The 19990-nt window shown below is 70.5% G+C and carries 19 protein-coding genes; 11 read left to right on the top strand and 8 right to left on the bottom strand.

Features of this window, described 5'->3' with window-relative positions:
* Nucleotides 1–134 precede the first annotated feature (134 nt).
* The 4 genes from FDA94_RS40840 to FDA94_RS35215 all read left to right on the top strand — a co-directional run bounded on the left by FDA94_RS40840 (nt 135) and on the right by FDA94_RS35215 (nt 5964).
* On the top strand, nt 135–329 hold the full coding sequence (locus FDA94_RS40840; protein ID WP_083974639.1) for a hypothetical protein: 195 nt from the start codon (nt 135–137) through the stop codon (nt 327–329).
* Nucleotides 330–491: 162 nt separating this feature from the next.
* Nucleotides 492–4181, top strand: coding sequence for a chromosome segregation protein SMC (smc, locus tag FDA94_RS35225; protein ID WP_137251375.1), 3690 nt, complete (start codon nt 492–494; stop codon nt 4179–4181).
* A 153-nt stretch (nt 4182–4334) separates the two neighbouring features.
* On the top strand, nt 4335–5486 hold the full coding sequence (ftsY, locus tag FDA94_RS35220; protein WP_137251374.1) for a signal recognition particle-docking protein FtsY: 1152 nt from the start codon (nt 4335–4337) through the stop codon (nt 5484–5486).
* Between the two features lie 82 nt (nt 5487–5568).
* Nucleotides 5569–5964, top strand: coding sequence for a beta/gamma crystallin-related protein (locus tag FDA94_RS35215; protein ID WP_137251373.1), 396 nt, complete (start codon nt 5569–5571; stop codon nt 5962–5964).
* Here the strand turns inward: FDA94_RS35215 and FDA94_RS35210 are convergent.
* Nucleotides 5961–6458 carry a DUF6461 domain-containing protein gene (locus FDA94_RS35210; protein WP_137251372.1) on the bottom strand — a complete coding sequence of 166 codons (498 nt, stop codon included), beginning with the start codon at nt 6456–6458 and terminating at the stop codon, nt 5961–5963. The two genes, FDA94_RS35215 and FDA94_RS35210, sit on opposite strands and share 4 nt — an antisense overlap.
* A 19-nt stretch (nt 6459–6477) precedes the next feature.
* Entirely contained in the window at nt 6478–7548 is a 1071-nt protein-coding gene (locus tag FDA94_RS35205; RefSeq protein ID WP_137251371.1) for a PLP-dependent cysteine synthase family protein, read from the bottom strand.
* Nucleotides 7549–7775: 227 nt separating this feature from the next.
* On the opposite strand from FDA94_RS35205, the gene FDA94_RS35200 reads away from it, so the two are divergent.
* The gene (locus FDA94_RS35200) at nt 7776–8363 is read left to right on the top strand and encodes a sigma-70 family RNA polymerase sigma factor (RefSeq protein WP_137251370.1); all 588 of its coding nucleotides are present in this window, start codon (nt 7776–7778) and stop codon (nt 8361–8363) included.
* Nucleotides 8364–8385: 22 nt separating this feature from the next.
* Here FDA94_RS35200 and FDA94_RS35195 read toward each other — a convergent pair whose 3' ends face one another.
* Nucleotides 8386–8715, bottom strand: coding sequence for a YciI family protein (locus tag FDA94_RS35195; RefSeq protein ID WP_137251369.1), 330 nt, complete (start codon nt 8713–8715; stop codon nt 8386–8388).
* Between the two features lie 89 nt (nt 8716–8804).
* Here FDA94_RS35195 and FDA94_RS35190 point away from each other — a divergent pair, with 89 nt between their 5' ends.
* On the top strand, nt 8805–9812 hold the full coding sequence (locus FDA94_RS35190; RefSeq protein ID WP_137251368.1) for an SMI1/KNR4 family protein: 1008 nt from the start codon (nt 8805–8807) through the stop codon (nt 9810–9812).
* Here the strand turns inward: FDA94_RS35190 and FDA94_RS35185 are convergent.
* The gene (locus tag FDA94_RS35185; protein WP_281286682.1) at nt 9809–10861 is read right to left on the bottom strand and encodes an anti-sigma factor RsbA family regulatory protein; all 1053 of its coding nucleotides are present in this window, start codon (nt 10859–10861) and stop codon (nt 9809–9811) included. The genes FDA94_RS35190 and FDA94_RS35185 overlap by 4 nt on opposite strands.
* An 83-nt stretch (nt 10862–10944) precedes the next feature.
* On the opposite strand from FDA94_RS35185, the gene FDA94_RS35180 reads away from it, so the two are divergent.
* From FDA94_RS35180 to FDA94_RS35170, 3 genes are all read left to right on the top strand, one after another.
* Nucleotides 10945–11250: a hypothetical protein gene (locus tag FDA94_RS35180; protein WP_081898921.1), complete on the top strand. Its 306-nt coding sequence runs from the start codon at nt 10945–10947 to the stop codon at nt 11248–11250.
* Nucleotides 11251–11320: 70 nt separating this feature from the next.
* Nucleotides 11321–12049 (top strand): polysaccharide deacetylase family protein, encoded by a 729-nt coding sequence (locus FDA94_RS35175; RefSeq protein WP_137251366.1) that lies wholly within the window; start codon nt 11321–11323, stop codon nt 12047–12049.
* A 9-nt stretch (nt 12050–12058) separates the two neighbouring features.
* Entirely contained in the window at nt 12059–12682 is a 624-nt protein-coding gene (locus tag FDA94_RS35170) for a DUF2461 domain-containing protein (protein WP_137251365.1), read from the top strand.
* 138 nt (nt 12683–12820) lie between these two features.
* On the opposite strand, the gene FDA94_RS35165 is transcribed toward FDA94_RS35170, so the two are convergent.
* Entirely contained in the window at nt 12821–13447 is a 627-nt protein-coding gene (locus FDA94_RS35165) for a superoxide dismutase family protein (protein ID WP_137251364.1), read from the bottom strand.
* Between the two features lie 93 nt (nt 13448–13540).
* Nucleotides 13541–15394 (bottom strand): translational GTPase TypA, encoded by a 1854-nt coding sequence (gene typA / locus FDA94_RS35160; RefSeq protein ID WP_137251363.1) that lies wholly within the window; start codon nt 15392–15394, stop codon nt 13541–13543.
* 169 nt (nt 15395–15563) lie between these two features.
* Here typA and FDA94_RS35155 point away from each other — a divergent pair, with 169 nt between their 5' ends.
* A complete protein-coding gene (locus FDA94_RS35155; RefSeq protein ID WP_246060330.1) occupies nt 15564–16319 on the top strand; it encodes an alpha/beta hydrolase in 756 nt (251 codons plus the stop codon).
* 118 nt (nt 16320–16437) lie between these two features.
* Here FDA94_RS35155 and FDA94_RS35150 read toward each other — a convergent pair whose 3' ends face one another.
* On the bottom strand, nt 16438–17874 hold the full coding sequence (locus tag FDA94_RS35150) for an aldehyde dehydrogenase (protein WP_137251362.1): 1437 nt from the start codon (nt 17872–17874) through the stop codon (nt 16438–16440).
* Nucleotides 17875–18077: 203 nt separating this feature from the next.
* Between FDA94_RS35150 and FDA94_RS35145 the strand changes: the two genes are divergently transcribed.
* On the top strand, nt 18078–18956 hold the full coding sequence (locus FDA94_RS35145) for a coiled-coil domain-containing protein (protein ID WP_137251361.1): 879 nt from the start codon (nt 18078–18080) through the stop codon (nt 18954–18956).
* Here FDA94_RS35145 and FDA94_RS35140 read toward each other — a convergent pair.
* Nucleotides 18945–19990, bottom strand: a 1046-nt coding sequence (locus FDA94_RS35140) for a WD40 repeat domain-containing protein (protein WP_425460197.1), incomplete at its 5' end; no start/stop codon positions are given. The two genes, FDA94_RS35145 and FDA94_RS35140, sit on opposite strands and share 12 nt — an antisense overlap.

Raw genomic sequence — 19990 nt, 5'->3', positions numbered from 1 at the left:
GCTGATCCTTACGAGGCGTTCAACTTGACCGACTTCGCAGCCGGTGCGACTCTTGGACAAGAACCACGCGCACCCCTCCCGCGGCTTGAAGTGCGCGAACCAGTCTGGTCACTCAGCGTGGAGGACCCTTAACCATGGCTAAGGCTCTACTCGGCCACGTCGGCGGTCCTGATCCTCGAATGGTCTCGGAAATGCGTCGCCTCCAGCAGCGCATCCGTGATCTTGAGGCAGAACTCACCCGGCTCCAGGAACAGAACGAGGCCCTTGCGGCGCAAACTCGTGACGAAGACCTGGTTAGGCTGCAGGATCGCGAGCCGGCTCTCACCTGAGAGACCGGGTTTTCACGAAATCAATTGCAAGGGGCGCCTCGTAGGGGCGTCCCTCGTCATTTCCTCAAGGCGCCGCGTCTCGCTTTGAGTTCCCCGACCGCTTATCCGGGATGCAGGCGATAGTCTTCCCCGGTACTGTCGGCGCAGGGAGGGGCTCCTGAGGTGTACCTGAAGACCCTCACCCTGCGCGGCTTCAAGTCTTTCGCGTCCGCGACCAAGCTCCAGTTCGAGCCCGGCATCACCTGCGTCGTCGGGCCCAACGGGTCGGGCAAGTCCAACGTCGTCGACGCCCTCGCCTGGGTGATGGGCGAGCACAGCGCCAAGTCGCTGCGCGGCGGCAAGATGGAAGACGTCATCTTCGCCGGCACCTCCTCGCGCCCGCCGCTCGGCCGCGCCGAGGTCACGCTGACCATCGACAACACCGACGGCGCGCTGCCGATCGAATACTCCGAGGTGACGATCAGCCGCCTCATGTTCCGGTCGGGCCAGAGCGAATACGCCATCAACGGCGACACCTGCCGCCTGCTCGACATCCAGGAACTCCTCTCCGACTCCGGCATCGGCCGGGAGATGCACGTCATCGTCGGCCAGGGCCAGCTCGACCAGGTGCTGCACGCCGGTCCCGAGGAGCGGCGGGCGTTCATCGAGGAGGCCGCCGGCGTCCTCAAGCACCGCAAGCGCAAGGAGAAGGCGCTCCGCAAGCTCGACGCGATGCAGGCCAACCTCACCCGCGTCCAGGACCTCGCGACCGAGCTCCGGCGTCAGCTCAAGCCGCTGGGCCGCCAGGCCGAGATCGCCCGCAAGGCCGCCGTCATCCAGGCCGACCTGCGCGACGCCCGCCTGCGGCTGCTGGCCGACGACGTGGTCTCCCTTCGTGAACTGCTGGAGCGCGAGGCGGCCGACGAGGCGGCCGTACAGGCCCGGCGTTCGCAGGTCGAGCAGGGGCTCAACGAGAACCAGGAGCGCGAGGCCGCGCTGGAGGCCGCGGCGGCCGAGGCCCAGCCCCGGCTGACCGTCGCCCAGGAGACGTTCTACGCCCTGTCGGCCCTGCGGGAGCGGCTGCGCTCGGTGGAGAACCTGGCGGCCGAGCGGGAGCGCCACGCGACCGACGCGGCCTCGATCGAGCGGCGGGGGCGCGACCCCGAGGAGTTCGAGCGCGAGGCCGCCGAGATCCGCGAGAAGGAGCGGGTGCTCCAGGAGGCGCTCGACGAGGCCCAGATGCGCCTCGAAGCGGCCGTCGACGCCCGTGGGGAGGCCGAAGAGGCGCTGGCCGGCGAGGAGCGGCGGCTGTCCATCGCCGCCCGCGCCGCCGCCGACCGCCGTGAGGCCCTCGCGCGGCTGCGCGGGCAGGCCGAGTCGGCCCGCGGACGGGTACGGGCCGCCGACGACGAGATCGGCCGGCTGGAGGCCGCCGTCCGGCAGGCCAGGGAACGCGCCGCCCAGGCGCAGGGCGATCTGGAGGCCCAGGCGGTCGCCGAGCCCGCCACCGACCCCGAGGTCGCCGCCGAGCTGGCCGTCGCAGAAGAGGGCGTCGAACTCGCCCGCGCCGAGGTCGAGGCGGCCCGTGAGGTCGCCGAGGAGGCCAAGGCCGCCGTCGACGAGGCCCGCGCCGCGCTGGCCGGCCCCCGCGCGGCCCTGTCGGCCGCGTCCTCGGGGGTCTCCGCCGCCCGTACGGCCGATCAGGAGGCCCAGAAGGCCGTCACCGCGCTGGAGGCCCGGCGGGAGGCGCTCGGGCTGAGCCTGTCCGGCGGGGCCGACGGCACCGCTCTGCTGGCCGACGGCGGGCACGCGCCGCTGGCCGCCGTGATGAGCGTCCGGGCCGGGGCCGAGACCGCCATCGCGGCCGTGCTGGGGCCGCTGGCCGAGGCGGTGACGGTCGGGTCCGTCGAGACCGCGCTCGACTCCCTGGAACTGCTCCGGGCCAAGGAGACCGGCCGGACCTCCCTGGTCATCGGCGCGGCCCCGGCGGTCACGCGGCCTGCGGGCGCGTTCGAGTGGGCCGCCGACCTGGTCGAGGTCCCCCCGGGACTGCGGCCCGCTCTTGAACATCTGCTGTACGGCGTCGTCGTCGCCCCCGACCTCGACGCCGCCCGCACGATCGTCGAGTCGCGCCCCGACCTGCGGGCGGTCACCCGCGACGGCGACCTCCTCGGGGCCCACACCGCCCAGGGCGGTTCGGGCGGCGGTTCGGTCCTCCAGGTCCGCGCCGCGCTCGACCAGGCGAGCGCCGACCTCGACCGGGCCCGTGCGGCGGGCGAGGAGACCGCCTACGCCCTGGAGGAGGCCCACGAGACCGAGGCCGCCGCCCAGGAGGCGCTCGAAGCGGCCCAGGGCGCGGTGGCCGAGGCGCAGGCCCAGCAGTCGGCCGCCCAGAACGGCGTCAACGCCGCCCGCTCCCGTCTCGACCAGGCCCAGGCGGCTCTCGACGGGGCCCGGGGCCGGCAGCGCGCCGCCGACCAGCGCCTCGCCGACGCCGCCAAGCAGCTCGCCCGTCTGGAGGCCAACGTCAAGGCGGCCCTCGACGAGGCCGAGCGGCTCCAGGGCTCGGTGACCTTCGCCGAAGAGGGCCGCGAGCTCGCCCGCGAGGAGTCCCTCACGCTGGAGGAACGCCTCGCCGAGGCCGAGTTCGCCGCCGAGCTGGAGTCGGAGCCCACCACCGAGGAACGCGACCGCCTGGCCGCCACGGTCGGCGTCACCCGCCAGGCCGAGATGGAGGCCCGCCTGACGGTCCGCACCGCCGAGGAGCGCGTCCGGGGCATCGCCGGCCGGGCCGACGGCCTGATGCGGGCGGCCCAGCGCGAACGCGACGATCGCGCGAAGGCCGCCGCCCAGCGGGCCCGCCGCCGCCGCCAGGCCACCGTTGCCGCCGCCGTGGTCAGGGCCGCCCGGGTCGCCCTCCACTCCCTGGAGGCCTCGATCATGCGGGCCGCCGCCGAGCGCGACGAGCTCGCCGTGGCCAGGGAGGCCGTCGACGCCGAGCTCAAGACGGTCCGGATCAGGGTCCGCGAGCTCGGCTCCGAACTCGACAAGCTGGTCAACCGGGCCCACGGCAGCGAGGTGGCCCGCACCGAGCAGCGGCTGCGCCTCGAACAGCTCGAAGAGCGCGCCGTCGAGGAGTACGGCGTCGCGTCCGAGGCCCTGATCGCCGAATACGGCCCGAAGGCGCTCGTCCCGGGGGATCCTCCGGTGCCCTACGTGCGGGAGGAGCAGGAGAAGCGGGCCCGCATCGCCGACAAGCAGATGCAGCAGCTCGGCAAGGTCAACCCGCTGGCCCTGGAGGAGTTCGCCGCCCTGGAGGAGCGCCACACATTCCTCACCTCACAGCTCGAAGACCTCAAGAAGACCCGCCGCGACCTGCTCCTGGTCGTCAAGGAGGTCGACGACCGTGTCGAGCAGGTGTTCTCTGCGGCTTATGAAGACGTCCAGCGCGAGTTCGCGACGATCTTCGAACGGGTCTTCCCCGGCGGCGAGGGCCGCCTGCTGCTGACCGACCCGACCGACATGCTGACCACCGGCGTCGAGGTTGAGGCCCGCCCGCCCGGCAAGAAGGTCAAGCGCCTGTCGCTGCTGTCGGGCGGCGAGCGGTCGCTGACGGCGGTGGCGTTCCTGGTCGCGATCTTCAAGGCCCGCCCGTCGCCCTTCTACGTGATGGACGAGGTCGAGGCCGCCCTCGACGACACCAACACCCAGCGCCTGCTGACCCTCTTCGAGGAACTGCGGCAGAACTCGCAGCTGATCGTCATCACCCACCAGAAGCGCACGATGGAGATCGCCGACGCCCTCTACGGCGTGTCGATGCGCGGCGACGGCGTCACCCAGGTCGTCAGCCAGCGGCTACGCGAACACGCCTGACGCCTGCAGCCCCACCTGCGCGCCGGTGTCTGGACTGAGGAGCGCAGGAGAGCGAAGCGAGCCGGAGTGACGAGGGAAGACACCGGACAAGAGCGGCAAGCCCACCGCGCCGGAGGCGCGGCAATAGACAGGCCTCTGGAAGACTGACGTGTTGTGGATGGGTACATCGGCATCATCGCGATCATCATCGTCGTCATTCTCCTGGGCATAGGCACCACCGCCCTGCTCGTACGGCCGAGGTCGAAGACGACCCTGCCGCCGCCTCCCGCCCCGACCCCGCAGGCCCCCGCGCCGCCGGTCGAGGAGGAGGTCGTCGAGACGGTGGCGCCTCCGGCCGTTCCGGTCGAGGAGCTGGTCAAGCCGCCGGAGGTCGAGGTCCCGCCGCCGTCGGCCGGGCGGATGGTCCGGCTGCGCGCCCGGCTGGCCCGCTCGCAGACCACGCTCGGCCGGGGCCTGCTCGAACTGCTGTCGCGCGACCGGCTCGACGACGACGTGTGGGACGAGATCGAGGAGACCCTGATCACGGCCGACGTCGGCGTCGCGCCGACCCGGGCCATGGTCGAAGACCTGAAGACCAAGGTGAAGGTCCTGGGCAGCCGTACGCCCAGCGAGGTCCGCGCCCTGCTCCGCGCCGAGCTGCTCACCCAGATCGACCCCGGCCTCGACCGGACCCTCCACACCTCCGCTCCCGGCGAGCGCCCCGCCGTCCTCCTGGTCGTCGGCGTGAACGGCACCGGCAAGACCACCACCACCGGCAAGCTGGCCCGGTCCCTGATCGGCGACGGCAAGACGGTCGTCCTGGGCGCCGCCGACACCTTCCGCGCGGCGGCGGCCGACCAGCTCCAGACCTGGGGCGACCGGGTCGGGGCCCCCGTGGTCCGCGGGCCCGAGGCCGGCGACCCGGCGTCGGTCGCCTTCGACGCCGTGGCGCGCGGCATCGCCGACAAGGCCGACGTCGTGATCGTCGACACCGCCGGCCGCCTCCACACCAAGACCGGCCTGATGGACGAGCTCGGCAAGGTCAAGCGGGTCATCGAGAAGAAGGCCCAGGTCGACGAGGTGCTGCTGGTCCTCGACGCGACGACCGGGCAGAACGGCATGCGCCAGGCGCAGGTGTTCGGCGAGGTCGTGAACATCACGGGCATCGCGCTGACCAAGCTCGACGGCACGGCCAAGGGCGGCATCGTGATCTCGGTGCAGCGGGAGCTGGGCGTGCCGGTGAAGCTGGTCGGCCTGGGCGAGGGCCCCGACGACCTCGCGCCGTTCGACCCCGAGGTCTTCGTCGACGCCCTCCTCGGCGACTGACGGTCTCAGAGCCCTCCAAGCAGGGCACAAGGTCGTTTTCGGAAGATGCCTCCTGAGTCTCAAAGACACAGGAGGCGTTTTCATGCGAAGGCTCATCCGCACCACGCTCGCGTCGGCCATGGGGGCGGTCGTCCTGGGATCGGCGGCCGGTCCGGCGCGGGCCGAACCGATCGGGATCCCCTATCTGGTCATGTTCCACGACGAGTTCTTCCGGGGGCAGAAGATCGTCGTCACGGAGGCCACGTCGCATCTCGACGGAGACAGCGACGAGGCCAGTTCGGTCGTCAACAACGACGGCGTCGCCTGGGTGCTCTACGACGACGAGTCCTATGACGACCGCAGGTACTGCATCCGTCCGGGGGAGTCGGTGCTGGACCTGGGTGACGCCCGCTGGAAGTTCAACGACAAGATCACCTCGGCCCTGCCGCTGAAGTCGGCGAACTGCGGGACCTTCCCGCCCTTCCACGGAAACGGCTAAACCGAGCGGTCGCGTGGCAGCCTGACTCCCGTCGCCCGGTCGGCCAGGGCCAGCGCGCGGGCGGCGTAGTCGGTGGGGAAGTCGACGGACTCGCCCGTGAGGTGGAGGCGGAGGTCTTCGACCTCGGCCCCGAAGCGGTCGGGGTCGAGGCCCTCGCGGAGGTCGTAGGAGAAGAGGCTGAAGGCGGTGACCAGGCGGCCGTCCTCGTAGTAGCCGAACCGGTCGCTGTCCACGGTCACCTCGACCAGGGCGGCCGTGGTCCCGGCGGACAGGCGTGCGGTCAGGTCGCGGGGGTGGCCGCTGAGGCCGCCGAAGAACACGACCGTGCCGCCCTCGGCGGGGGCGGCGTAGAGCTCCTTCTCCGGGCTCAGACGGGCGAGCGCGTCGTCGGGGGACAGGCCGCGCACGAAGGCGACCTCCAGCCACGTGTCGCCGGCGTCGTCGGTCGAGTCGCGGTAGAGCCACGTGTAGGAGCGGGCGGTCGCCTTTCTCATCCGGCGATCATGGCAGACCTCACCGACGGAAGAGGGCCCGGAACTCCTCCAGGGCCGGGGTGATGTCGATGCCGTTCTTCTTCAGCCAGGCGTCCTTCTCGTACGTCCCCTTGTAGCGGCTGGAGCTGTCGCAGATCAGCGTCACGACGCTGCCCCTGATGCCGTGGCTGCGCATCTCGCGGATGATCTCCATGGCGGCCGCCACGCTGGTGCCGGTCGAGGCGCCCACCTGGTGGTGGGTGACCTCGTTGACCCAGCGCATCGCGGCGATCGAGGTCGCGTCGGGCACGGAGGTCATGCGGTCGATCACCATCGGCAGGAACGACGGTTCCACGCGCGGCCGGCCGATGCCCTCGATGCGGGAGGGCTTGCCGGGGTGGGCGGCGCCCGTCACCCACGACGGGTAGAACGACGAGCCCTCCGGGTCGGCCACGCACAGCCGGGTCGAGTGGCGGCGGTAGCGGATGTAGCGGCCGATCGTGGCGGAGGTGCCGCCCGTTCCTGCGCCGACCACGATCCAGGCCGGCACGGGAAACCTCTCCATCGCCATCTGCTCGTAGATGCTCTCGGCGATGTTGTTGTTGCCGCGCCAGTCGGTGGCCCGCTCGGCGTAGGTGAACTGGTCCATGTAGTGGCCGCCGGTCTCCAGGGCCAGGCGGGCCGACTCTTCGTAGATCTTCCCCGGGTCGTCGACCAGGTGGCACTTGCCGCCGTAGAACTCGATGATCTCCCGTTTCTCGGGCGAAGTGGTGGCTGGGATCACCGCGATGAAGGGCAGACCCAGGAGCCTGGCGAAGTATGCCTCGCTGACCGCGGTCGACCCGGAGGAGGCCTCGATGATCGTGGTGCTGGGGCCGATCCAGCCATTGGACAGGCCGTAAAGGAAGAGGGAGCGGGCCAGCCGGTGTTTGAGTGAACCGGTCGGGTGGACCGACTCGTCTTTCAGATAGAGGTCCACGCCCCACGAGGGCGGGAGAGGAAAGACGTGGAGATGGGTGTCGCAACTGCGGTTGGCGTCGGCCTCGACGGCACGGATGGCGTCGTTCACCCAGGTCCGCGTGGCGGGGTCGTGCCGGTCCACGTGTTTCATGTGGCCCACTGTAGTGAGTGTGGTTTGACACATTTTACGACGGATAGGGGGTTCGGTGTTACGATAATGAGACCTGTCCGGCTTGCGTGTGACCGATGCCACGCCCGCCGATGCGCCGCCTAACGCCCGACTTACGGGCCGGTTGAAACGATGACGACGGGATCCGCCCAACCCGCATGGATCACCATCGGACGGGTAACGGGGGAGAGTTCAGCAGGGGGGATGACATGATCTCGATGACCGACGAGCAGCGTCAGGCCTGGTTCGAGCGCGACGTCGTGCCGGTGACCAGCCAGCTCTACGCGTCAGCCATGCGACTCACCCGCAACCCGGCCGACGCCGAAGATCTCGTACAGGAGACCGTGACCAAGGCGTTCACCTCCTACCACCAGTTCCGTGAGGGCACCAACCTCAAGGCCTGGCTCCACCGGATCCTGACCAACAACTTCATCAACGACTACCGCAAGAAGCAGCGCTCGCCGAAGCTGTCGGCCGCCGAGGAGATCGAAGACTGGCAGCTCGCCGCCGCCGAGTCGCACACCTCGACGGGGCTGCGCTCGGCGGAGAACGAGGCGCTCGACTCGCTGCCCGACAACGTCGTGATGAACGCCCTGCGCTCGCTGCCCGAGGAGTTCCGGGTGGCGGTCTACCTCGCCGACGTCGAGGGGTTCGCCTACAAGGAGATCGCCGACCGGATGGGGACCCCCATCGGCACCGTGATGTCGCGGCTGCACCGGGGACGGCGTCAGCTGCGGGGGATGCTCGAGGGCTACGCCCGCGAGGAGGGCGTCGTGCGCGAGGCGCTGGCCGCCTGATCTGACGACCGGCCCGCGGGCGTCAGGAGTGCGGGTCGTACTGGAAGGCCCGGACCTCCTGAGGGCAGCGGCAGGAGACGGCGATTTTTTGCGCCCACTCCAGCGCCGCCTCATGGGAGGGCAGGTCGAGGACGGTGTAGCCGCCGTCGAGCTTCGTGGTCTCTTTCGTCACCGTGCCGTCGGCGGCCACGAGGACGGGGTCGACGGCCTCGTCTATTCCGCCGCCGAAGACGTACACACCCGCGTCTTTGGCCTCCTGGATGACGGCGTGGGAGTCGCGGACCACGTCGGGAAATTCTTCTTCGGTGAGGACCATGGCGGCGCTGGGGAACGAGATGAGGAAATAGGTCATCCCGCGATTGTGTCGCGCACCACTGACATTTTGAGATTGTCGTAATCTGGCGGCTTTTGAAGATCGCCGCCCGGTATAGCCTGCCGGGCGTGCGGCGATTTCTCACGCCCCGGGCGTTGATCCTCTTTTCGGCCACGGTCGCGGCGACCGTGGCCGTGGTGTTCTTCCTGCGGCGTCCCCGGCCGCCGGAACCCGTCGTGCCGGAGCCGGTGGACGAGACCCCGGCCCCCTGGCCGCCGGAGCCGATCCTGGGGCGGCCCACCGACGTGAGGGTGCCGAAACCGCGCCGACCGCTGCCGCGCTGGGCGGTCGCGGGGCTGGTGCTCGCCGTCGTGGCCGCGCTGGGGCAGCTGCTCGTGTACGTCGTCTTCGACAAGCCCCAGGCGCCGTCGGCCCCCCGGTACGAGTGCGTGTTCTACGAGTGCTCCTGGACGTCGGACGAAGACGACCAGATCTTCGGCACCGTGGCGCAGGAGGATCTCACCCCCGCGCTGGTCACGGGACCCGACGCCGACTGCGCCCCCGAGCAGGGGCGGGCGGCGGTCGTCCGGCCCGCGAAGAGGACGACCCGGCAGGTGAACCGCCAGTGGCGGCGGATCGAGGCGTGGCTCAAGGAGAACGCGCCCGCGTCCCACGACGGCCTGAACGGCCCGGCCGATCCCCGGAAGATCGCCAAGGCGGAGGCCGTGATGGGGCTGCGGTTCCCGGACGAGCTGAAGGCCTCGCTGCTGCGCCACGACGGAGGGCTGGGGGTCATGCTCAACCACCTCGTGCCGGTCGGCCGGATCGAGGAGATCTGGCGAGGGCTCTGCGACCTCGAGGACCAGGACGTCGCCGGGCCGCGCGACGACTGGTGGGACGGGCGCATGATCCCCATCGGGGAGGACGGGATGGGCAACCACCTGATCGTCGACTCGGTCGTCCGGGACGTCGGCGACATGGACCACGAGGGGTCGATGACCTTCGAGGCGGGCGGTGTCCGGATCGGCTCGCACCTGGAGCTGCTCGAGAAGATCGCCGACGCACTGGAGCAGAACCGGCCGCCCGGCTGGTGGCAGCCGCAGGTGGTCGACGGGGTCCTCGACTGGGAGCCCTAGGCCATCGCCATGTGGAGGCGGATGCGCGACTCCCGGCCGGTCGTCTGGACCTCCATCAGGTCGCACAGCTGGCGGCTGATCCACAGGCCGTAGCCCCGCAGCGACTCCTGCTCCGGCGGGATGTAGCCGGGGAACTCGACCTCGATCCCGCCCCCGTCGGGGTTGGTGATCTCGCACACCAGGTCGGTGCCGGCCGTCCAGATCGTCACCGTGCCGTGCCCGGCGCCGTGCTCGACCGCGTTGGCGGCGATCTCGGCCGCCGCCAGGACCAGCGAGCCGGCCGCCTCGTCGCTCAGGCCCGCCTCGGTGGCGGTGGTCCGGACGAACGACCGCATGTCGCGGACGGTCGGCAGGTCGAACTCCATTACCCGGGCGCCGTCCGGCGGGGCCGGGAAGGGCGGCGGGTTCCAGTTCATGCGCTGCGGGGGGACGTACACGCCGCTGCGGTGCTCCCCGGCCATGTCGAGGTAGCGGGGGTGGGTCCGCAGGGCGTCCTCGGCGGGGCGCCGGTAGACGCACAGCGCCGCGCCCTTCAGGGAGGCGCAGACGATGTTGACGATCGCCTCCACCCTGGCCCATTCGGCCGCGTCGCGGGGCGTGCGCCACGTGGGCTCCCCGACGAACAGCGACGGACCGCCCCGGCGGGCGTAGTCGAAGTATTCGGCCAGGACGCGGGCCGGATGGCCGTACCAGTCCTGGCTTCTGATGGAGCGGATGCGGGACGCGTCGGCGCCCAGATGAGCGCGGACCAGGTCGAGGTTCTCCTCCGGAGCCACCAACAGGATGCGGTCGCCCCGCCGCAACCCGTCGATGAGGGCCGGCAACACCAGCCGGAGGTATTCCTCACTCGTCCCATATGGCACAGCAAGGTGCGTGAAGGCCACCGCACCGCGACTTCCCCGTTCGGCCTGCACGGGGATGAACGTAACAAGCGTCTTGCGTCGTGACAATGCGTCAGGAAGCGACAATAAACCGAATACAGCAGGAACTTCCCGGGACGCGCAACCTTGGGGGGAATATGCCTGCGTGATGACGGGATGGAGTCCCATGATTACTCCATGCCGTTGCATCGCGGTGTCCCAAATTTGGGTACATCCACCAATGTGCGCGTCTCGTCCTGGAGGTTGCCCCGGTGAGTGAGTCCCGCGCAGCTATACAAAAACTGCATTCGGACTTGATCGAACTCGGCGTGAACGGCGCCTACGAACTGGGCGACGACGCTACGCTCTGTGTGTGGATCGGCCTGGTGGTCGTCTATCGCGATGGCTGTTTCCGCTGGTGGGAAGGTGCCTCCCGATGTCGGCACCCAGGAGATGATCCGCGCGGGTGCGCCGTCCGGGTGGCCCGGCGGCACGCCGGGTTGATCAAGGAAGTGCCGCCCTGGTGGGAGGACCAGAACGAGGTCCTGCGGGGGGAAACCGTGGACGACCATCCATAACCCCCTTCGACGTCTGGGGGGACGAAATATGCGGGGATTTCTGCGGCTGTTGGCGGTCACCGTCTGTGTCATGGTGAACACGCCACCGGTACACGCGAAGACCCCCGACCCCGATCTGCTGAACCGCAAGCTGACGCTCGCGCAGCCCGACTTCCCCCGGGTGCCGTTCCCGCCGATCCGGCGGGTCGACTGCGCCAAGGCCAAGTGCGTCGCGCTGACCTTCGACGACGGGCCCGGCGCCGAGACCGGCAAGGTGCTCAACCACCTGGCCCGCCACCAGGCCAAGGCGACCTTCTACGTGCTCGGCAAGCTGGTCACGCCCGAGTCGGCGCCGGTGCTGAAGCGCATGGTCGCCGAGGGCCACGAGCTGGGCAACCACTCGTGGGACCACGCCATGCTCTCGGGCCTGTCGCGCCACGGCGTCGACCGGCAGCTGGCCCGCACCCAGCAGGTCGTCCGCAAGATCACCGGAGTGCGCATGCGCACCATGCGCCCGCCCTACGGCGCGACCAGCAAGATGGTCGGCGAGGTCAGCAAGGTCCACGGGCTGGCCCAGATCATCTGGAGCGTCGACACCCAGGACTGGCTGGTCCGCAAGCCCGACCGCATCGTCCGGCGGACGGCCACGGCCAAGCCCGGCGAGGTGATCCTGCTGCACGACATCCACGAGTCGACCGTCCGGTCGGTGCCGCGCCTGCTCGACGCGCTCGACAAGAAGGGCTACGTGTACGTCACCATCAGCGAGCTCTTCGGCGAGATGGCCCCGGGCAAGAAGTACTTCGACAACCGGCCTGAATAAAGTGGGCCAATGGCATTCACCGGGTTCCCCGACGAGGCGCTGCTGTTCTACGAAGGGCTGATCGCCGACAACAGCAAGGCCTACTGGACCGCCAACAAGCACCTCTACGACAGCGCCGTCAAAGCCCCCATGCAGGAGCTGATGGCCGAGCTGGCGGACGAGTTCGGCGAACCTCACGTCTTCCGCCCCTACCGTGACGTCCGGTTCTCCAAGGACAAGACGCCCTACAAAGACCACCAGGGCGCCTATGTGGCCAAGCTCGACGGCGTCGGCTACTACGTCCAGGTCGACGCCGACGGCCTCTACGTCGCCGGCGGCTGGTGGGCGTCGGGCGAGATGACCCACCGCTTCCGCGCCGCCGTCGACGACGACGACCACGGCGGCGAGCTGGAGAAGATCGTGGCCGAGCTGCCCGGCCGTTACGCGATCGAGGGTGACCGAGTGAAGACGCGCCCCCGTGGCGTCTCCCTCGACCACCCCCGGATCGAACTGATGAAGCACCGGACTCTCTACGCGGGTCACCGCTTCGAGCCCGACCCCTGGTTCCACACCGCCGAGGTGACCCAGCGGGTGCGCGCCGCCTGGCGCGAGCTCACCCCGCTGGTCGACTGGCTGCGCGTACGGCTGAGCTAGCCGATCACGATGACGAGTAGGGCGATCAACGCCCAGGCGCCCACGAGCGCCGCGTAGGTTCCCCCGCTGACGATTCTCATGCTCCGAGGATCGCGCCGGGGCCTTGTGACTGACTTGCAGTTCAATCAGCGAGTTCGATCAGCGCAGGACGCCGCAGGCCACCCGCCCGCCCGCGTCGCCGGTGCGCAGGGTGGCGGCGTCGGCCGCGCCGTAGCGCTCGGGGATGTGGGCGAGGTTGTCGGGCAGCGCGTGCACGACGAACGCGGCGCCGTCGGCGTCGGTGAGCCTGCTGATCTTGAACCGGTCGGTGATGAACGACGCGGCGGCCACGCCGTCCTCCCCGGCCAGCAGCGGCGGCAGGTCGCCCGCGTGGTCGCCGTGGTCGTGCGGCGCGACCGGCAGCGGCAGGACGGTCGTGTCGGGCTCCCCGGCGGCCCTGGCGACGTCGAGATGGCCGCCGGCGGAGAAGAACGGGGTCGCCTGGCCGGTCGCCGGATCGACCGCCTTGGGGTCGCAGACGCCCGTGGTGTGGACGTGGAACCCGTGGAAGCCCGGCGCCAGCCCCCTGACCTGGACCCCCACCCGGATCTTGGTGACGCCTCTGCGCTGCACCACGACGGTGCCCACGCGGGTGCCGGCGGCGTCGTGGAGCGCGATCGAGCGGCCCCGGCTCCAGGGCCCGGCCTCGGCGACCGTCGTGGCCCCGATGACGCCGACACCCGTGAGCAGCGCTCCGGCGAGCGCGAGATGAACCTTGCCCGGCATGCGAGCCTCCCCCTCAAATCACAACTCTGCGTGACTAGGCAAGCACAGAGGGTGGAGGCTCGCACGGAGAAAGGCCGAAGCGGCCTCTCTTGATTAGTTGGCGCGCTTGGCCCGCGCGGCCGTCCGGCCACGGGTGGAGGCGTCGAGCACGACCTTGCGGATGCGCACCGTCTCGGGGGTGATCTCGACGCACTCGTCGTCGCGGATGAACTCGAGCGCCTGCTCCAGCGAGAGCTGGCGCGGCGGGATGAGCGTCTCGGTGACGTCGGCGGTCGAGGACCGCATGTTGGTGAGCTTCTTCTCCTTGGTGATGTTGACGTCCATGTCGTCGCTGCGCGAGTTCTCGCCGACGATCATGCCTTCGTACACCTCGGTGCCGGGGCCGACGAACAGCACGCCGCGCTCCTGGAGGTTGGTCATCGCGAACGCGGTGACCGGGCCCGAGCGGTCGGCGACCAGGGAGCCGTTGTTGCGGGTGCGCAGCTCGCCGAACCACGGCTCGTAGGCCTCGAAGACGTGATGGACGAGGCCGGTGCCGCGGGTCTCGGTGAGGAACTCGGTGCGGAAGCCGATCAGGCCGCGGGCCGGGACGATGAACTCCATCCGGATCCAGCCGGTGCCGTGGTTGGTCATGTGCTCCATGCGGCCCTTGCGGACGGCCAGGAGCTGGGTGATCGCGCCCAGGTATTCCTCGGGGCAGTCGACGGTGAGGCGCTCGACGGGCTCGTGGCGCTTGCCGTCGATCTCCTTGGTGACCACCTGGGGCTTGCCGACGGTCAGCTCGTAGCCCTCGCGGCGCATCTGCTCGACCAGGATGGCCAGCGCGAGCTCGCCTCGGCCCTGGACCTCCCACGAGTCGGGCCGCTCGGTCGGCAGGACGCGCAGCGACACGTTGCCGACGAGCTCCTTGTCGAGCCGGTCCTTGACCATGCGGGCGGTGACCTTGCTGCCCTTGACCCGGCCGACCAGCGGCGAGGTGTTGGTGCCGATGGTCATCGAGATCGCGGGCTCGTCGACCGTGATCAGCGGCAGCGGGCGCGGGTCTTCGGGGTCGGCGAGGGTCTCACCGATCATGATCTCGGGGATGCCGGCGATGGCGATGATGTCGCCGGGGCCCGCCGAGTCGGCCGGCTTGCGCTCCAGCGCGTCGGTCATCAGCAGCTCGGTGATCTTCACCCGCTGGATCGAGCCGTCGGTGCGGCACCAGGCGACCTGCTGGCCCTTCTTGATCTCACCCTGGTGGATCCGGCACAGCGCGATGCGGCCCAGGTAGCTGGACGCGTCGAGGTTGGTGACGTGGGCCTGGAGCGGGGCGACCGGGTCGTAGACCGGGGCCGGGATCGTCTTGAAGATCGTCTCGAACAGCGGCTCGAGGTTCTCCTCGTCGGGCATGCCGCCGTCGGCCGGGCGGGTCAGCGAGGCGCGGCCGGCCTTGGCCGACGCGTAGACGATCGGGAAGTCGATCTGCTCCTCGGTGGCGTCGAGGTCCATGAAGAGCTCGTAGACCTCGTCGACGACCTCGGCGATGCGGGCGTCGGGGCGGTCGACCTTGTTGATGCACAGGATGACCGGCATCTTGGCCGACAGGGCCTTGCGGAGCACGAAGCGGGTCTGGGGCAGCGGGCCCTCGGAGGCGTCGACCAGCAGGACCACGCCGTCGACCATCGACAGGCCGCGCTCGACCTCGCCGCCGAAGTCGGCGTGGCCGGGCGTGTCGATGATGTTGAGGGTGACACCGCCGTGCTTCACGGCGGTGTTCTTCGCGAGGATGGTGATCCCCTTCTCGCGCTCCAGGTCGTTGGAGTCCATGACCCGGTCGTCGACGTCCTGATTGGCGCGGAACGCCCCGGACTGCCACAGCATGGCGTCGACGAGCGTCGTCTTGCCATGGTCGACGTGCGCGATGATCGCGAGGTTCCGCAGGTCGTCGCGGCTGTTCATAGGCATAGTTGAGTCTCGCTCTGGTCGTCGGGGCGGTGCCGCGTCTCGCTCCCGATCGGGAGACGCGTTCGGCCGCGCAAAGGCGCGACCTTCCCATTTTAGTTGATCGCCATTACCGCTCCGAGCCTGCCGCCCGCAAGAGGGCGACAATTCACAGCGTCGTAATGTTGCCCCCATGATCTATGGGGCCATGTTGCGCACTCCTGACGGTGTCCGGATCGACGCGGCGCACCTGCCCGGCGACGGTGAACTCGGGATCGTGCTGGCCCACGGCTTCACCGGGAGCTGGCGTTCCCCGGCCAACCGGCGGATCGCCGCCGCCTTCGCGCGGCGGGCCGGGGTGATCGCGTTCGACTTCCGGGGGCACGGCCGCTCCTCGGGGCTGAGCACCGTCGGCGACCTGGAGGTCCTCGACCTCGACGCGGCCGTACGCCACGCGCGTGCCCACTACGCCAAGGTGGTGACCGTCGGCTTCTCGATGGGGGCCGCGGTGGCCGTCCGGCACGCCGCGCTCAACCGAGGCGTCGACGCGGTGGTCGCGGTGAGCGGCCCGGCGCGGTGGTACTACCGGGGCACCCGCCCGATGCGGACGGTCCACTGGGCGATCGAGCGCAGGTCGGGGCGGCTGGCCGCCCGGCTGGCCAAGCGCACCCGGATCAAGGTCGGCGCCTGGGACCCGATCCCGCTCGCGCCCCACGAGGCGGCGCCGCTGGTGTCCCCGACGCCGCTGTTGGTCGTCCACGGCGACAGCGACGCGTTCTTCCCCCTGGAGCACGCCGAGCAGCTCTACGCCTGCGCGAACGAGCCGAAGGAGCTCTGGGTCGAGCCCGGTTTCGGGCACGCCGAGAACGCCGCGAGCGCCCATCTGATCCGGCGCATCGAAGAATGGATTTTCGCGCGAACCAAATCGGCGCAGGCGTCGTCTACATGAAGGTGCGGGAGGGGCCCAGCGTCGCGGGGGCGCGTTGGGCACCCTCCCGGGTGACCCTGTCCTCAAGGCGGATTCCGAGCGCGAGCCACGGCCGTCCTTCGGCCGTCCGCGTCTCGCTTCAGCCCAGCCGGGCGATGCTCTTGTACTCCAGGTAGCCCGCCAGCCCTTCCGGCCCGAGTTCGCGGCCGATGCCGCTGGCCTTGAAGCCGCCGAACGGGGTGCCGCTCTCCAGCGGGTTCATCATGTTGACGCCGTAGGTGCCGGTGCGGACCTGCCGGGCGATGTCCATCCCGTGGTCGACGTCGGCGGTCCACACGCTGCCCGACAGGCCGTAGTCGCTGTCGTTGGCGATCCGCACGGCGTCGGCCTCGTCGTCGTACGGGATCACCGTCAGGACCGGGCCGAAGATCTCCTCGCGGGCGATCCGCATGTCGTTGGTGGCGTTGGCGAAGACCGTGGGGGCGACGTACCAGCCCCGGTCGAAGGGGCGGTCGAGGCCGCCGACGACGGCCTTGGCGCCCTCGTCGAGGCCGATGCGGATGTAGTCCTCCACCCGTTCCTGCTGGCGCTTGGCGACCATCGGGCCGATGCCGGTGGCCGGGTCGGCGGGGTCGCCGACCTGCTGCCCGGCGGCCATCTCGGCGACCGCCTGCACGACCTCGTCGTAGCGGCTGCGGCTGGCCAGGATCCGGGTCTGCGCCACGCAGGCCTGGCCGCTGTTGAGCAGGGCGGCGATGGAGAACATGCCCATCGCCGAGGGCAGGTCGCAGTCGTCGAGGATGATCGCGGCCGACTTGCCGCCCAGTTCCAGGCTGACCCGCTTGAGCTGCTCGCCGCAGATCGAGGCGATGCGCCGCCCGGCGGCCGTCGAGCCGGTGAAGGCGACCTTGTCGATCCCCGGGTGGGAGATCAGGTGCTCGCCGGCCTCGCGCCCGGCCGCGACGATGTTGACCACGCCCGGCGGGATCTCCGCCTCGCGGATCACCTCGGCCAGGATGTAGCTGTCGAGCGGGGTCTCCGGCGCGGGCTTGACCACGACCGTGCAGCCCGCGAGCAGGGCCGGGGCGAGCTTGGTCATGATGACGAACTGCGGGACGTTCCACGGCACGACGGCCGCCACCACGCCCACCGGCTCCCGGCGGACGGTGATCGCGCCGAACATGCCCGGCCGCTGCTCTTCGACCTGGAAGGTCCTGCCGAGGTCGGCGTACCACTGGAGGATCCCGGTCGGCGGGCCGACCTGGCCGAAGTGGGAGAAGGAGATGGGCGAGCCCATCTCCAGGGTGATCAGGTCGGCGAGCTCGGCGGCGCGGGCCGCGTAGAGCCCGGCCAGGCGGCCCAGCGCCTCGGCCCGCTCGGCCATCGTCAGGCGCGGCCAGGGGCCGTGGTCGAAGGCCTGCCGCGCGGCGGCGACGGCCCGGTCGAGGTCGGCCGGGGTGCCTTCTGGGACCCTGCCGACGATCTCCTCCGTGTGGGGGGAGACCACGTCGATCGTGCCGGTGCCCGCCGGGGAAACCCAGTCGCCGCCGATGAAGAGCGTCTCGTGCTGGATCATGGAATGCACCTCCATAAGGTCTGCCGCACCCGACCGAATCATGTTCTGTGAGGGCTTGGCAAGGATGGGACAGTCCTCGCGCATCATCTCGTCCCATACAAAATGGACGAATCTTCGTTAAAGGCGCATGGGTTCCCTGGTTCGGGTGGCGACCCCCAAGATCGCCTTCTATAGTTTCGGTCCGACTGGGAGGGGAGGGACACATGCGGCGGGCACTCGTGGCTCTCGTCGTCTCCGGTCTCCTGCTCTCCCTCTGCGTGTCGCCCACGGCCGCCGAACCCGACCGGCAGGCCCGGCTGAACAAGCTGACCAAACAGGCCGCCGACCTGCAGAAGGCATACCGGGGCGAGATCGCCACCCTCGACGACACCAAGAAGGCCGCCGAGAGGGCCGACGCGCGGGTCAAGAAGCTGCGGCGCGACCTCGGCGCGGCCGAACGCCGGGCGATCCAGTTCGCGCAGACCTCCTACATGGGCGGCGGCCTCGACACCGTCAGCATCTTCTCGATGTCGTCCGACCCCGGCAACGCGGCCACCCTCTCCTACCTGTCGAGCGAGAAGATCGAGCGGCTCGGCAACGTCCAGCGGCTCATCGACCGGCAGAAGCAGGCCGCCAAAGAGGCCGACCAGAAGGTCGACCAGCTCGAGAAGGACATCAAGGAGCTCAAGGCCAAGCAGCGCGACGTCGAGAAGCTGCTGGCCAAGTTCGGCTTCCAGACCCCCGATGCCGGCACCGGCCTCACCGCCCGCATGGTCAGCATCCGCAACGCGATCCAGGCCCAGTTCCCGATGCCCTACGGCGTGGGGTGCCTGCGTCCCGGCGACTTCGGCGAACACGGCAAGGGCCGGGCCTGCGACTTCATGATGTCCGGCGGCGGCAGCATGGCCTCCGGCGCGAACAAGGCCCGCGGCGACGCCCTGCTCCAGTGGTGCATCACCAACGGCCGCGCCCTCGGCATCATGTACGTCATCTGGCAGCAGAAGTACTACGACATCCGCACCGGCGCCCCCGGCAAGATGATGGCCAACCGCGGCAGTGCGACCGCCAACCACTACGACCACGTCCACGTGTCAGTGCTCTGACGGTTCGAGCACCACGACCTCCCACGACGTCCCGGCCGCGAGCCGCCCGGTGTGGTGCCAGGCGAGCGCGGAGACCGGCCAGGGGAAGGTGACCGGCGGCGCGACCTCCGCGCCGGTGCGCAGGTCCCACGTCCGGAGCGTGTGATCCCACCCGCCCGAGACGGCCCGGCCGCCGCGCAGCGCCACCGCCGTCACCGCGCCCGCGTGCCCGCGCAGCCGCCGGCCCGTCCGCCCGCGCAGGTCCCAGACCCGCAGGTCGGCTCCGCCGACGAGAACCGTCTGGTCGTGTACGTCGATCGCGTGCGCCACCCCGGTGGGCAGGCCTCCGAGGGGTTCCCCGGTGCCGAGATCGAAGAGCCGGGTGACGCCGTCTGCCCCGCACGCGAAGATCCGGCCCGCGCCGACGGTGAGCGCGTCGACGGCGCAGGGCGACACGATCGACCGCGACGCCCCGGTCGCCACGTCCCAGATCCCGATCAGGCCGTCGAGCCCGCCGCTGACGACGGTGCCGTCCTCAGAGGCCAGCGTGTAGACGGGACCGGTGTGGCCCGGCAGCACGCGGCGTTCCCCCGTCTCCAGATCGTGGACCCTGAGCGCGCCGTCCCGCCACCAGGCGGTGACCACGGCCCCGGGGACCGTGGTGATCGCCGAGACCCCGGGTGAGGGAAGCGGGTGCCTCAGCGGCAGAGATCCGCCGTCGGCCAGGTTCTCCGCGGCGAGGAACATGCCCTCCTCCCACGCGTAGAAGACGCCGTCCCCCGCGAGGGCGACCGCCCCCACCCGGGGAGGGCCGGGAAGCGGGGTGCCGCGCAGGGTGCGCAGGTCCCAGACCTGCACCACGCCGTGGGAGGAGCAGGTCACGGCCCGGTGGCCGACGGCGGCGACGGCCCGGCCCGCCTCGCCGAGGGTGCCCAGGTCCGCGCCGGTGCGCAGGTCCCAGACCCGGGTGCGCCGCCCGGGTGCGCCGCCGACCGCGACGGCCCGGCCGTCGACCTCGGCCGTCGCGAGTGTGGTCAGGGGTGCGCGCCGGGGCC

The organism is Herbidospora galbida, from assembly GCF_005233835.1.
Taxonomy (GTDB): Bacteria; Actinomycetota; Actinomycetes; order Streptosporangiales; family Streptosporangiaceae; genus Herbidospora; species Herbidospora galbida.
This window is presented reverse-complemented; position numbering and strand designations above follow the sequence as displayed.

Excerpts from the sequence above, each read along its gene's own strand:
- FDA94_RS40840 (WP_083974639.1), top strand. The coding sequence starts at position 135 with ATGGCTAAGGCTCTACTCGGCCACGTCGGCGGTCCTGATCCTCGAATG.
- FDA94_RS35215 (WP_137251373.1), top strand. The coding sequence starts at position 5,569 with ATGCGAAGGCTCATCCGCACCACGCTCGCGTCGGCCATGGGGGCGGTC.
- FDA94_RS35210 (WP_137251372.1), bottom strand. The coding sequence starts at position 6,458 with ATGAGAAAGGCGACCGCCCGCTCCTACACGTGGCTCTACCGCGACTCG.
- FDA94_RS35205 (WP_137251371.1), bottom strand. The coding sequence starts at position 7,548 with ATGAAACACGTGGACCGGCACGACCCCGCCACGCGGACCTGGGTGAAC.
- FDA94_RS35200 (WP_137251370.1), top strand. The coding sequence starts at position 7,776 with ATGATCTCGATGACCGACGAGCAGCGTCAGGCCTGGTTCGAGCGCGAC.
- FDA94_RS35195 (WP_137251369.1), bottom strand. The coding sequence starts at position 8,715 with ATGACCTATTTCCTCATCTCGTTCCCCAGCGCCGCCATGGTCCTCACC.
- FDA94_RS35185 (WP_281286682.1), bottom strand. The coding sequence starts at position 10,861 with ATGGGACTCCATCCCGTCATCACGCAGGCATATTCCCCCCAAGGTTGC.
- FDA94_RS35175 (WP_137251366.1), top strand. The coding sequence starts at position 11,321 with ATGGTGAACACGCCACCGGTACACGCGAAGACCCCCGACCCCGATCTG.
- FDA94_RS35170 (WP_137251365.1), top strand. The coding sequence starts at position 12,059 with ATGGCATTCACCGGGTTCCCCGACGAGGCGCTGCTGTTCTACGAAGGG.
- FDA94_RS35165 (WP_137251364.1), bottom strand. The coding sequence starts at position 13,447 with ATGCCGGGCAAGGTTCATCTCGCGCTCGCCGGAGCGCTGCTCACGGGT.
- typA (WP_137251363.1), bottom strand. The coding sequence starts at position 15,394 with ATGCCTATGAACAGCCGCGACGACCTGCGGAACCTCGCGATCATCGCG.
- FDA94_RS35155 (WP_246060330.1), top strand. The coding sequence starts at position 15,564 with ATGATCTATGGGGCCATGTTGCGCACTCCTGACGGTGTCCGGATCGAC.
- FDA94_RS35150 (WP_137251362.1), bottom strand. The coding sequence starts at position 17,874 with ATGATCCAGCACGAGACGCTCTTCATCGGCGGCGACTGGGTTTCCCCG.
- FDA94_RS35145 (WP_137251361.1), top strand. The coding sequence starts at position 18,078 with ATGCGGCGGGCACTCGTGGCTCTCGTCGTCTCCGGTCTCCTGCTCTCC.